The sequence below is a fragment of the Mycobacterium malmoense genome (genome assembly GCF_019645855.1).
GTDB classification, from domain to species: domain Bacteria; phylum Actinomycetota; class Actinomycetes; order Mycobacteriales; family Mycobacteriaceae; genus Mycobacterium; species Mycobacterium malmoense.
The window spans coordinates 4,754,063-4,766,047 of sequence record NZ_CP080999.1 but is presented as its reverse complement, the minus strand read 5'-3'; the positions used below and the strand labels follow the sequence as shown (position 1 = coordinate 4,766,047).

The 11,985-nt window shown below is 67.1% G+C and carries 12 protein-coding genes; 5 read left to right on the top strand and 7 right to left on the bottom strand.

Translation table 11 applies throughout. The annotated features are described in order from the left end of the window. Positions 1 to 49 precede the first annotated feature (49 nt). Positions 50 to 979, bottom strand: coding sequence for an alpha/beta hydrolase (locus K3U93_RS21965; protein ID WP_083009930.1), 930 nt, complete (start codon positions 977 to 979; stop codon positions 50 to 52). A 61-nt stretch (positions 980 to 1,040) separates the two neighbouring features. Here K3U93_RS21965 and K3U93_RS21960 point away from each other — a divergent pair, with 61 nt between their 5' ends. The 3 genes from K3U93_RS21960 to K3U93_RS21950 all read left to right on the top strand — a co-directional run bounded on the left by K3U93_RS21960 (position 1,041) and on the right by K3U93_RS21950 (position 4,433). After that, positions 1,041 to 1,658 (top strand): TetR/AcrR family transcriptional regulator, encoded by a 618-nt coding sequence (locus K3U93_RS21960; protein WP_071510589.1) that lies wholly within the window; start codon positions 1,041 to 1,043, stop codon positions 1,656 to 1,658. Positions 1,659 to 1,782: 124 nt separating this feature from the next. Further along, entirely contained in the window at positions 1,783 to 3,198 is a 1,416-nt protein-coding gene (gene purB / locus K3U93_RS21955; RefSeq protein WP_083009955.1) for an adenylosuccinate lyase, read from the top strand. Beyond that, positions 3,195 to 4,433, top strand: coding sequence for a cytochrome P450 (locus K3U93_RS21950; RefSeq protein ID WP_083009929.1), 1,239 nt, complete (start codon positions 3,195 to 3,197; stop codon positions 4,431 to 4,433). The genes purB and K3U93_RS21950 overlap by 4 nt, the downstream gene beginning before the upstream one ends. A gap of 36 nt (positions 4,434 to 4,469) precedes the next feature. On the opposite strand, the gene K3U93_RS21945 is transcribed toward K3U93_RS21950, so the two are convergent. From K3U93_RS21945 to K3U93_RS21925, 5 genes are all read right to left on the bottom strand, one after another. Next, positions 4,470 to 4,853 (bottom strand): type II toxin-antitoxin system VapC family toxin, encoded by a 384-nt coding sequence (locus K3U93_RS21945; protein ID WP_071510592.1) that lies wholly within the window; start codon positions 4,851 to 4,853, stop codon positions 4,470 to 4,472. Further along, the gene (locus tag K3U93_RS21940; protein WP_071510593.1) at positions 4,850 to 5,071 is read right to left on the bottom strand and encodes an antitoxin; all 222 of its coding nucleotides are present in this window, start codon (positions 5,069 to 5,071) and stop codon (positions 4,850 to 4,852) included. Before K3U93_RS21940 ends, K3U93_RS21945 begins: the two co-directional genes overlap by 4 nt. Positions 5,072 to 5,215: 144 nt before the next feature. Next, on the bottom strand, positions 5,216 to 7,216 hold the full coding sequence (locus K3U93_RS21935) for a glycoside hydrolase family 172 protein (protein WP_230981718.1): 2,001 nt from the start codon (positions 7,214 to 7,216) through the stop codon (positions 5,216 to 5,218). 106 nt (positions 7,217 to 7,322) lie between these two features. Next, positions 7,323 to 7,754, bottom strand: coding sequence for a RidA family protein (locus tag K3U93_RS21930; RefSeq protein ID WP_139796816.1), 432 nt, complete (start codon positions 7,752 to 7,754; stop codon positions 7,323 to 7,325). A 132-nt stretch (positions 7,755 to 7,886) separates the two neighbouring features. Then, positions 7,887 to 8,510: a hypothetical protein gene (locus K3U93_RS21925; RefSeq protein WP_083009926.1), complete on the bottom strand. Its 624-nt coding sequence runs from the start codon at positions 8,508 to 8,510 to the stop codon at positions 7,887 to 7,889. A 52-nt stretch (positions 8,511 to 8,562) separates the two neighbouring features. On the opposite strand from K3U93_RS21925, the gene K3U93_RS21920 reads away from it, so the two are divergent. Together K3U93_RS21920 and K3U93_RS21915 are read left to right on the top strand one after the other, a co-directional pair. Further along, the gene (locus K3U93_RS21920) at positions 8,563 to 9,456 is read left to right on the top strand and encodes a phosphoribosylaminoimidazolesuccinocarboxamide synthase (RefSeq protein ID WP_083009925.1); all 894 of its coding nucleotides are present in this window, start codon (positions 8,563 to 8,565) and stop codon (positions 9,454 to 9,456) included. Next, entirely contained in the window at positions 9,453 to 11,603 is a 2,151-nt protein-coding gene (locus K3U93_RS21915) for a S9 family peptidase (protein ID WP_083009924.1), read from the top strand. The genes K3U93_RS21920 and K3U93_RS21915 overlap by 4 nt, the downstream gene beginning before the upstream one ends. On the opposite strand, the gene K3U93_RS21910 is transcribed toward K3U93_RS21915, so the two are convergent. Beyond that, a complete protein-coding gene (locus K3U93_RS21910) occupies positions 11,532 to 11,978 on the bottom strand; it encodes a DoxX family protein (protein WP_071510598.1) in 447 nt (148 codons plus the stop codon). The two genes, K3U93_RS21915 and K3U93_RS21910, sit on opposite strands and share 72 nt — an antisense overlap. Positions 11,979 to 11,985: the final 7 nt, after the last annotated feature.

The following is an 11,985-nucleotide window of genomic DNA, read 5'->3' as shown; positions in this document are numbered from 1 at the left end:
CGAGCAACGCCACTCTGGCGTGACGCTCGACGGGCCTCCTAGGCCACTCCTAGGCCGTCAGCAGCGGCGCCATCCACGTCAGCTCGGCCGGCAGCTGCGAGCTCCAGAACTCCGGGTTGTGCCCGCCGGGCGAGAAACCGCCGGCGGGCGGGTTGGGCAGTTGGGCGATGAACTGCTTCGTCGCGGCGTAGAACGGATCGCTGTCGCCGCAATCCACCCGAATCGGGATCGACGCCAGCGCGGGCATTCCGAACACCGAGTTCGCCGCGAAGTCGTCGGGCCCGTCGAACGCGCCCGGCGCCGCCGCCCCGGAAGACAGCCATAGCGCCGGGCTCACCGCGCAGATCGCCGCGGTCCGCGCGGGCCCCAGCCGGCCACCGAGCAGCAAAGCGCCGTAGCCGCCCATCGACCAGCCCAAGAACGCCACCCGCGAGGTGTCCAGACCCTGACCGCCCAGCATCGGGATGAGCTCGTCGAGCACCATGGCCCCGCTGTCATCACCGGAAGCCCTTTTGTGCCAATAGCTGCCGCCGCCGTCGACGGCGACCACCGCGAACGGAGGCAGCCCGGCGTTGACGGCCTGCGCCAGACCCTGCTCGACGCCGCCGGCCATGACGGTGGACGCGTCGCTGCCCTTACCGTGCAGCGCGATCACCGGTCGCAGCGCCTTGGTCTGGCCCGGCGGACGCGCGATCGCCCAGTTGGTCGGTATCCCACCACGCGCCGCCGACACGAACGAGCCCGTCACCATCGTGGGCGCTGGCTGAGCCGAGGGCGCCGGCTCGACGGGCGGGCTCGGCGTCGGCGCCAACGGCACCTGGGTGCTGGCCTCGGAAATGGAAGTGGCCACCGGGATGGCGCGAGATGTTCGGGGCTGGAACAGGATGTCGAGCGCATACGCGCCGACGGCTCCGACGGCCGCGCTGGCGCCGAGACCGAGCACGGCGCGGCGGCTCAAGTCGGGCATGCGGGCCATCATGCCATGGCCGTTTGGCCGAAATGGCAATGCAGTACCACTTTGACTGGCACGATGGCTACTCGTGACTGCAGCAGTTACTCCAAAAGGAGAACGTCGACGGTACGCGCTCGTGAGCGCCGCCGCCGAGCTGCTTGCCGAGGGCGGGTTCGAGGCGGTGCGACACCGGGCGGTCGCTCGGCGGGCGGGCCTGCCGTTGGCGTCCACCACCTACTATTTCTCGTCTCTCGACGACCTGATCGCCCGCGCCGTCGAACACGTCGGGATGATCGAGGTGGCGCAGCTGCGGTCGCGGGTCGCCGCGTTGTCCAGGCGGCGCCGCGGACCGGAGACCACCGCCGAGGTGTTGGTCGACCTGCTTGTGGGCGACGTGTCCGGTCCGGGGCTCGCGGAGCAGCTGATATCGCGGTACGAGCGACATATCGCCAGTACCCGTCTGCCCACGTTGCGCGAGACCATGCGGCGCAACCTGCGGCAGCGCGCCGAGGCCGTGGCCGAGGCCCTCGAACGATCGGGCCGATCCGTGCATATCGAGCTGGTCCGCACGCTGACCTGCGCGGTCGATGGTTCGGTGGTTTCCGCCCTGGTCGAGGGTCGGGACCCCCGTGCGGCCGCGCTGGCGACGGTGGTCGATCTCGTCGACGTGCTGGCACCCATCGACACGCGACCGGTGCGGATCTGACTCTTGGCGCGCTCCCGCGGAGGCCAATGTGGCGGATGTGACGCCATTGGCTAGCGGTGCGTTCGCCGGCCACCCATAGGGGAAGCCCGGTCATCGAGGCGCCCGAACCGTAAGCTGTGTGTTTGTGAGCATTCCGAATGTGCTGGCTACCCGGTACGCCAGCGCCGAGATGGTCGCGATCTGGTCGCCGGAGGCCAAGGTCGTCGCGGAACGGCGGCTGTGGCTGGCAGTGCTGCGGGCGCAGGCGGAGCTCGGAGTAGACGTCCCGCCGGAAGCGATTGCCGACTACGAGCGGGTGCTCGACGACGTGGATCTGGCCTCGATCGCGGCCCGCGAACGGGTGTTGCGCCACGACGTCAAGGCCCGCATCGAGGAATTCAACGCGCTGGCCGGTCACGAGCACGTGCACAAGGGGATGACCAGCCGCGACCTCACCGAGAACGTCGAGCAGCTGCAGATCCGGCGCTCGCTGGAGTTGGTTTTCTCCCACGGGGTGGCGGTGGTGGCGCGGCTTGCCGAGCGGGCGGTGGCCTATCGCGATCTGGTGATGGCCGGGCGCAGCCACAACGTCGCCGCGCAGGCCACCACGCTGGGCAAGCGGTTCGCTTCCGCGGCGCAAGAAACGCTGATCGGGTTGACCAGGCTGCGCGAGCTGATCGACCGCTACCCGCTGCGCGGCATCAAGGGCCCGATGGGCACCGCGCAGGACATGCTCGACCTGCTGGGCGGGGACGCCGCCAAGCTGGCCGAACTCGAGAGACTTGTGGCTGAATTCCTGGGCTTCACAACCGTTTTGACCAGTGTCGGGCAGGTGTATCCGCGTTCGCTGGACCACGATGTGCTCTCTGCGCTGGTGCAGCTCGGCGCCGGACCGTCGTCGATGGCCCACACCATCCGGCTGATGGCCGGGCACGAACTGGTCACCGAGGGTTTCGCTGAAGGCCAGGTCGGCTCGTCGGCGATGCCGCACAAGATGAACACCCGCAGCTGTGAACGGGTGAACGGGCTGCAGGTGGTGCTGCGCGGCTACGCCTCGATGGCCGCCGAGCTGGCGGGCGCGCAGTGGAACGAGGGCGACGTGTTCTGCTCGGTGGTGCGCCGGGTCGCGTTGCCGGACGGCTTCTTTGCCATCGACGGACAGATCGAGACGTTCCTGACGGTGCTCGACGAGTTCGGCGCCTATCCGGCGGTGATCGGCCGCGAGCTGGATCGCTACCTGCCGTTCCTGGCCACGACCAAGGTGCTGATCGCCGCGGTGCGCGCCGGCATAGGACGCGAGGCCGCGCACCACGTGATCTCCGAGCACGCGATCGCGACGGCGCTGGCCATGCGGGAAGGTGCCGCGCCCGACCTGCTGGACCGGCTGGCCGCCGACGGGCGGCTGCCGTTGGACCGCGCGGCGCTAGACGCTGCACTGGCCGACAAGGAAGCGTTCACCGGTGCCGCCGGTAATCAGATCGACGAGGTCGTTGCGATGGTAGACAAGCTGGTGGGCACCTACCCTGAAGCCGCCAAATACACCCCGGGTGCGATCCTGTGACTCTCGCCGGCGCGCTCTCGGGGATCGACTTCACCGATCTGGACAATTTCGCCAACGGATTTCCGCACGACTTGTTCGCCGTCCACCGGCGAGAGGCGCCGGTGTACTGGCACGAGCCGACCGCCAACACCCCCGACGGCGAGGGCTTCTGGTCGGTCGCCACGTACGCGGAAACGCTTGCGGTGCTAAGGGATCCGGTGACGTACTCGTCGGTGTCCGGAGGTGGGCGACCTTTCGGTGGCACGCTGTTGCAGGACCTGACCATCGCGGGTCAGGTGCTCAACATGATGGACGACCCGCGGCATGCGCAGATTCGGCGACTCGTCAGCTCCGGGCTGACACCGCGGATGATCCGCCTGGTCGAGGACGATCTGCGGACCCGGGCGCGTCGGCTGCTGGACGCGGTGGTGCCGGGCGAACCGTTCGACTTCCTCGTTGACGTGGCCGCCGAGCTGCCGATGCAGATGATCTGCATCCTGCTGGGAGTGCCGGAATCCGAACGACATTGGCTATTCGAGGCCATCGAGCCGCAGTTCGACTTCGGCGGCTCGCGCAAGGCTAAATTGTCGCAGCTGTCGCTAGAGGAGGCCGGGTCGCGGATGTACGCCTATGGCCAGCAGTTGATCGCGTCCAAGCGCGCCGAGCCGACCGACGACATGTTGTCCGTAGTTACCAATGCGACGCTCGATGACGCCGACGCGCCGGCCCTGTCGGATCTCGAGCTGTATCTGTTCTTCAGTCTGCTGTTCAGCGCCGGCGCCGAGACGACGCGCAACGCGGTCGCCGGCGGGCTGCTGGCGCTGGCCGACCATCCCGAGCAATTGCATGCGCTGCGTGACGATTTCGGCGCGCTGCCGACGGCGGTCGAGGAGATGGTGCGGTGGACGTCGCCGTCACCGTCGAAGCGACGCACCGCTACTCGCGACGTCGCGCTCGGCGGACGGTCGATCGAGGCGGGGCAGAAGGTACAGATCTGGGAGGGCTCGGCCAACCGCGATGCCAGTGTGTTCGACCGCGCCGACGAGTTCGACATCACCCGTAAACCCAATCCGCACTTGGGATTTGGCCAGGGCGTGCATTACTGCCTGGGTGCCAACCTGGCCCGGCTGGAATTGCGCGTGCTGTTCGAGGAATTGCTGTCGCGCTTCGGCGCGGTCCGTGTTGTGCGGCCCGTCGAATGGACCCGCAGCAACCGGCATACCGGCATCCGGCACCTGGTCGTTGAACTGCGCTGACGGTCAGGCCCCTATCCTGAGCCTGGTCAGGCGGGTCTATCTAGGAACGACGGTGATCGTGCACTGAGCTTGGCTGGCTTGGCTTAGCCGTGTGTCCGCTGTGACTAGCGCGCAGTCGAGGGCTTCCGCCAGGGCGACGTAGGTGGCGTCGTATGCCGAAAAGTTCTCCCGGATTTCCCAAATGCGCTCGAAGAGGCCATGTATGGGATAGCGAGTGACGGCCAGGCGGCGCCACGTTCGTAGGGCGTTCCATCCGTCGGCGGCGTTCAGCTGGTCTCTCCGGACTTGTCGGCGCAGCCCGCTTGCGATTTCCGAATCGATGAGATGCGGAGCATGTAGGTGTTCGGTGCCTATCAAGTGGCGCGCTCGACCATCGTTGAGCAGCGCGGCCAGTGCGGCTGACGCGTCAACCACGATCATCGACCGGCGCGCTCGGCGTCGATGTCGTCGACCAGCTCGGCAACGCTGACGTTGAGGTCAGGCAGCTCCCCGAGAAGCGCAGGGTTATCGGCACGGCGAGAAGCCTCGGCGAGCTCACGCACTGCCACCGCTGATACCGAGGTCTTGTCACGTTTGGCGAGGCGTTCCAGTCGTTCCACGACGTCGTCGGGAACGTTGCGCAGGTACAAGGTCTTCATGGCACAATGCTAGCACTATAGTTGCAAACTGACAGCGCTGCTCGCAGCCTGTGGGCAGCGCCTGATGGGCATCCGCTGTAGGCGAAAGTAACCGGGTTGTCGAGACTACACATGTTGTTTCAACGTATCTGGTGCCGACAGCGCCTACGGACCCGTCAGCGAGTCGACGCGGTAGCGGCTCGCGGTCCAGGGTGGGGCGCTGGGAATGGGTGTGAGCGTGACCGTCATGCCGTCTTTGCCGGCGGTGAAGGACTCGGGCACGAGGTAGGTGTCGTCAAGCCAACGGTGAAAGGTGTTGCTGCGCGGCTGTATCCAGTGCCCGACGGGCACGCCGTCGATGGCCACGTCGGCCGATTGATACCCGTTTGCCTGGTCCGACGTGCGGCGCAGCAGGACGCCGTGGTTGTCCGGGGGGATCTGGACGTGGAACGTGATCGCCGCCTGGGTGGCCCGGACCAACCCGGCGATGGGACGTGCGTCGTCGTTCCCCTCGTACGTGCCGATCAGCAATTGATCCGCGGCATCAGCGTCGGTATAGCCGTGCAGGAGTCGGCTCACCGGATCGGCGGGGTAGACGTCGTCGCCGGGGGTAACGGTCTCGTCCGGTTGTGTGTAGAGGAATGCCGTTGAGCTGTAGTCGGGTTGGACCATGTTGCGTTTGCCGTGCTCGATGCCGAAGCGGATCGCGGAGTGATAGCCGATGGCGTCGGCGAGCATGAGCCGATAGACGGCGACGCAGTAGTCCGCACATCCGCCGGCCGCCGTGCGTTGATCGGGTTGGCCGGTGAGCGGGTCGGAGAAGTGGGTGCCGTTGTTGAAATACCAACCGCCCTCGTAGAAGTCCTCGGTGCCTGTCCCGTACCACTGGGGCGACGCGGAACCGTCGGTGTACACGCGTTCGGCCCCTTCGAGAAAGTACGGGGCGTCATCGCTGAACGACGTTTTGATCCGGGAGCCCCTGATGGTATGGCTGACGCCGACGAACTTGCCGTGGCCACGCTCGTCGGCGAACAACCAGTCCTGACCCAGCGACGTCGGTCCGCCGGCCGAGTGTGCCGTGAAGTAGCCGGCGCGGCCGCTGGCCAGCGCGGGCGCCCACTGGGGATCGGGTGTGGTCACGACGTCGGTGTCGATCCCGGACACCGGATGGCCGGTCGTGTTGACGAGCGTGACGCGGGCGGTGCGGGCGAAAGGCATTGGCCACCAGGCCGACAACTCCACCGAGCCGCCGGGCTGTGGGCTCGTCGCGAACATCAGCGATCGCACGTCGTTGGTGCCCAGTCCGGCGCCGAAGAATTCCCCGAGCGGTGAGTCGACGGTGGTTCGGTCGTCGAACTCGATCAGCAGCCGCAATCCGTTCAGGAGTCGATCCGCCGGTCCGGGTAGCCGCAGGCGCAGCGCCGAGATGCTGCCCGGCCCCGTCGGTTCCGCGATCGTCAGCCCGGTGCCGGCCGCAAGCTCGACGGCCCGAATGTCGTGCGTCGCCGTAGGTGCCGCCGGCTTGGGATCCATCGTGCCCGCGGCGCGCAGGGCCGCGATCACGTCGAGCGCCGGATCGGAGGGGGAGAAGGTGGTCACGCCGTCGGCAGTGGAAAACCGGCGATAGTCGACGTGGTAGTACTGCAGGTGCGATGCGACACTGATCCGCATCGAATGCCGGTACGGCATCGGCACTTTGATGTAAACGCCCGCCGGCGACTGCGCGGCGTTGGCGACAAGTGGCCACACGAACGGCGCGCCCAGCTCACCGTTGACCAGCGACTGCAGTGGCGCGTCGATCACCGTCCGGCCGTCCAGGTCGATGCGGATCGCTCCCATCCGGGTCACATTGCCGCCGTCGCGGGTGAACCAGATCGAATCAACCTCGCCGGCACCGCGATCCTCGGCGATGACGCAGCCGGCAGCACCGAACGCCAGACATCCGCCGCTGCCGTTCTGGTTGCCGGTCGAGATGTCGAAATCGCCGCCGCTGCGATCGAAGCTCGACACCTGCACGGTCTGGGTGTCGGCGCTCAGATACGGCAACCGGTCCAATCGACGGTAGGTGTCCCAGCCCACCACCCTTTCGCCGAGTGCCGTGATGGCCGGCTCGGCCCGAGCTGTGCCCGCGACACCACCAATCGCCAACAGCAGCAATGCGAATATCGTGGACGACGCCCGCACGGCCGACGCGTTGCCGCACGCGTCCCGCGTCACCGACATACTCATCACCCTCCAGCGAACACCACCAAAGGTATGTGCCCGGCAGGGCCTATGCGGGCAGCTCTGCTTCGGCTTCGATTTCGACCTTCCACCTGTCATCCAGCAGACCGGCGACGATGACCATGGTCGCCGCCGGCCGGATGGCACCGAACAGTTCGCCATGGACTGCGCTGACCGGTTCGGCGGCGGCCGGGTCGGTGACGAACATGCGGGTGCGGACGACATCGTCTAGACGCGCGCCGGCCGCCGCGAGTGACCGTTCGATGATCTCGAAGCATCGGCGCGCCTGGAGGCCGGCGTCGTCAGGGCATGTTCCATCAGGCCAGACCGGGCCGGTGCCGGAGACCAGCACACGGGTGCCGCACCGGATCGCGCGACTGAACCCGATCGTCGCCTCAAATGGTGACCCCGAACCTATCCGCCGGCGCTCCCCGATCGGGTGTGCCTCCGGCGTGTGGTGTTCACCGTCCGCCGCCTGCATCATGAGCCGCCGGCGACGCACCGGCAAAGCGGCGAGCGAGTGACCGCGTGCTGCGACATGATGCCATCATGGCATTGGCATCTCGCCGGGATCTCAACCATCAGCCGAATCTCGGTGGCGGCGATCAGGGCGTCATAGGCGCGGGCGGATCGCGATCCCGGCCGACCGCAGTTCCAGTGCGGCCAGAGCGCGCATGGCCACGGGATCCTCGCGCCGCCATGCGCCGACCGGATCCGCGCTGACCTTGGCGAGCTTGGCCGGCGGCCGGTTCGTCAGCGCCCGCAGCGCCAGCAGCTGTTCCCCGGCCGGCGTCGCGGCCAGCGCCGTCACAACCCATTTGCGCCGAAAGAACCGGAGCCGCAGGAAAAGCCACGGCATGGCCGCGATCAGGATCGGCGGCGCGACGACCGCCAGCGCAAGCAGCACGGCAAGCCAGCCCGCCGTGGTGTCCAGGCTGTGGCCCGCGCCGGCGATGTCGAGGGCGGCGTCGGCGGCCGCGGAGATCGGCTTGCTGACCGCGTCGCCGACCACCGGGATGCGCTGCGCGCCGTGGCCCGCCGACGCCAGGTTGTCGGCGATTCCCCGTGAGCCGCTCTCGATTTGTCGGCCGGCCTCGCCGATCGTCGCGATGGCGCTATGCACGGCCAGGCCGACGAACACCCATACCGTCGTCCACAAAGTGACGGCGATATCGCTGAACAGCTGGGCCAGCAGTCGAACGGGCGTGGTCGAGTAGGGCAGAAACCGAGATCTCATAGCGCCGATCCCAGCACAGGACCGCCCCCGCGGTGCCGGATAGGCTGGCCCGATGCGCCCCGCACTGTCCGACTACCGGCATCTGGCCAGCGGCAAGGTCCGCGAGATCTATCGCGTCGACGACGAGCACCTGCTGCTGGTCGCGACCGACCGGATCTCGGCCTACGACTACGTCCTCGACAGCACCATCCCGGACAAGGGCCGCATCCTGACCGCGATGAGCGTGTTCTTCTTCGGCCTCGTTGACGCCCCCAACCACCTGGCCGGGCCGCCGGACGACCCGCGGATTCCCGACGAGGCGCTCGGCCGCGCGTTGGTGGTGCGCCGGCTGGAGATGCTTCCGGTGGAATGCGTGGCTCGCGGTTATCTGACCGGCTCCGGACTGCTGGACTACCAGGCGACCGGAAAGGTCTGTGGCATCGCGCTGCCGCCGGGTCTGGTCGAGGCCAGCAAGTTCGCGACGCCGCTGTTCACCCCGGCGACGAAAGCCGCGCTGGGGGACCACGATGAGAACATTTCGTTCGCCCGGGTGATCGAGATGGTAGGAGCGGTGCGCGCCAACCAGTTACGCGACCGCACGTTGGAGATCTATGTTCAGGCCGCCGATCACGCCCTGACGAAGGGGATCATCATCGCCGACACCAAGTTCGAATTCGGCGCCGACCGCGACGGCAACCTGCTGCTGGCCGACGAAATCTTCACCCCGGATTCCTCGCGATACTGGCCGGCCGAGGGGTACCGGTCCGGTGTGATCCAGACGAGTTTCGACAAGCAATTCGTCCGCAACTGGCTCACCAGCCCCGAGTCCGGCTGGGACCGTCACGGCTCGCAACCCCCGCCACCGCTCCCGGAGGACATCATCGACGCCACCCGCGCCCGTTATATCGAGGCTTACGAACGGATTTCGGGCCTGAGGTTCGACGACTGGATCGGCCCTGGCGCATGACCGATGCACCCCGACCGCCCGTCGCCAAACGGGTGGAGACCCGGCGCGAGCATCACGGTGACGTCTTCGTCGACCCGTACGAATGGCTACGCGACAAGGCAGACCCCGAAGTGATCGCCTACCTCGAGGCCGAAAACGACTATACCGATCGGACGACGGCCCACCTTGAACCGTTGCGGCAGCAGATATTCGACGAGATCAAGGCGCGCACCAAGGAAACCGACCTGTCGGTGCCCACTCGGCAGGGCAACTGGTGGTACTACGCCCGTACCTTCGAGGGAAAGCAGTACCGCGTCCAGTGCCGTTGTCCGATAACCGATCCCGACGACTGGAATCCTCCGGCCCTGGACGAGAACACCGAAATACCCGGTGAACAGATCTTGCTCGACTCGAACGCCGAGGCGCAGGGGCACGACTTCTTCGCGCTGGGCGCCGCGCTGGTGAGCCTGGATGCCAACCTGCTGGCGTACTCCGTCGATACCGTCGGCGACGAGCGATATGCCCTGCGGTTCAGGGACTTACGCACCGGCGAGAACTACCCTGACGAAATTCCCGATATCGGGGCCGGAGTGACCTGGGCCGCCGACAACCGCACCGTGTACTACGTGACCCTGGACGCCGCCCACCGTCCCGACAAGGTGTGGCGGTATCGGCTCGGCTCCGGCGAACCATCGGAGCTGGTGTATCACGAAGCCGACGAACGCTTCTGGCTGGGAGCGGGGCTCACCCGAAGCGAGAAGTACGTGATCATTGCCTCGGGCTCGTCCGTCACCTCCGAGTTCCGTTACGCCGACTCCGCCGACCCCGACGCGGAATTCACCGTCGTGCTGCCGCGACGCGAAGGCATCGAGTATTCGGTGGAGCACGCGGTGGTCGGCGGGCAGGACCGATTCTTGATCCTGCACAACGACGGCGCGGTGAACTTCACGCTCACCGAGGCCCCGGTCAGCGATCCGGCGCGGCAACGCACCCTGATCGGCCACCGCGACGACGTCCGGCTCGACGGTGTGGATGCCTTCGCCGGCCATCTGGTGGTCAGCTACCGTCGTGCGGCGTTGCCCCGGATCCAGCTGTGGCCCATCGACCCTGACGGCGGCTACGGTGAGCCCGAGGAGATCTCGTTCGATTCCGAGCTGATGTCGGCCGGCCTGGGTGGCAATCCCAACTGGGAGTCGCCCAAGCTGCGGATCAGGGCGGGATCATTGGTGACGCCGACGCAAATCTACGATGTCGACTTTGCCACCGGTGAGCGCACCCTGCTGCGCGAGCAACCCGTGCTCGGCGGCTATCGGCCCGCCGACTATGTTGAACGGCGCGATTGGGCGCCGGCAGACGATGGCACCCGGATCCCGGTGTCGATCGTGTACCGCGCCGGCATCGAGTTTCCAGCGCCAGCGCTGCTATACGGCTACGGCGCCTACGAGATTTGCACCGATCCAAGCTTTTCCATCGCACGGTTGTCGCTGCTGGACCGCGGCATGGTGTTCGCCGTCGCCCACGTCCGCGGCGGCGGAGAGATGGGCCGGCCGTGGTACGAGCACGGCAAACTGTTGGAGAAAAAGAACACCTTCACCGACTTTGTTGCGGTGGCAAGGCATCTGGTCGATTCGGGCCTGACCCGGCCGCAGAACCTGGTGGCGTTGGGAGGCAGCGCGGGCGGCCTGCTGATGGGCGCGGTAGCCAACTTGGCGCCGGATCTGTTTGTCGGGATTCTCGCACAAGTCCCGTTCGTCGACCCACTGACCACCATCCTGGATCCCTCCTTGCCGCTGACAGTCACCGAATGGGACGAATGGGGAAACCCGTTGAGCGACGGTGACGTTTACTTCTATATGAAGTCGTATTCGCCCTATGAGAATGTCGAGGCCAAACGTTACCCGGCCATCCTGGCGATGACGTCCCTGAACGACACCAGGGTCTACTACGTCGAGCCGGCCAAATGGGTTGCGGCGCTGCGGCACGTCAACACCGACGGGAACCCGATTCTGTTGAAGACCCAGATGAACGCGGGGCACGGCGGCGTCAGCGGTCGCTACGAGGCTTGGAAGGAAACCGCATTCCAGTACGCGTGGCTGCTAGCCGCTGCCGACCGCGACCGCTATGGCGGCGGCCAGGAAGACGACCTCGATCGCCGTCCGCAGGGGTAGCCGCGTCGTCATCGACTTGGGCGGGTTGGGCATCCGGGAGGCGTAGACGTTGGCCGGGAACATGGCCAGCATCATCAGCAGGAGGCAGATGGCCGCCGCCACCCGGGTTGCGGGAACCAACAAGCCCACGGCGCCCAGGAGTTCGAGGAGGCCGGTGAGGGTGACCAGCAGGCCGGGGGCGGGCAATCGGGGCGGCACGATCGCGATGAGGTCGCGGCGCAGCGGCAGGGCGAAGTGGGCGAAGCCGGTCAGCACGAACATCGCCGCCAACCCGACGGCGAGCGCCGCGGGCCAGCTGTTGACATAACCCACGCCGAGCCAGCCGATGCACCGAGCGGCGATGGTGCCGACCAGCAGGGTAATCAACGGAGCCATCTCGACC

Coding starts and splice junctions, on each gene's coding strand:
- K3U93_RS21965 (WP_083009930.1), bottom strand. CDS start 979: ATGATGGCCCGCATGCCCGACTTGAGCCGCCGCGCCGTGCTCGGTCTC.
- K3U93_RS21945 (WP_071510592.1), bottom strand. CDS start 4,853: ATGATCGTGGTTGACGCGTCAGCCGCACTGGCCGCGCTGCTCAACGAT.
- K3U93_RS21940 (WP_071510593.1), bottom strand. CDS start 5,071: ATGAAGACCTTGTACCTGCGCAACGTTCCCGACGACGTCGTGGAACGA.
- K3U93_RS21930 (WP_139796816.1), bottom strand. CDS start 7,754: ATGCAGGCGGCGGACGGTGAACACCACACGCCGGAGGCACACCCGATC.
- K3U93_RS21925 (WP_083009926.1), bottom strand. CDS start 8,510: ATGAGATCTCGGTTTCTGCCCTACTCGACCACGCCCGTTCGACTGCTG.
- K3U93_RS21920 (WP_083009925.1), top strand. CDS start 8,563: ATGCGCCCCGCACTGTCCGACTACCGGCATCTGGCCAGCGGCAAGGTC.
- K3U93_RS21915 (WP_083009924.1), top strand. CDS start 9,453: ATGACCGATGCACCCCGACCGCCCGTCGCCAAACGGGTGGAGACCCGG.
- K3U93_RS21910 (WP_071510598.1), bottom strand. CDS start 11,978: ATGGCTCCGTTGATTACCCTGCTGGTCGGCACCATCGCCGCTCGGTGC.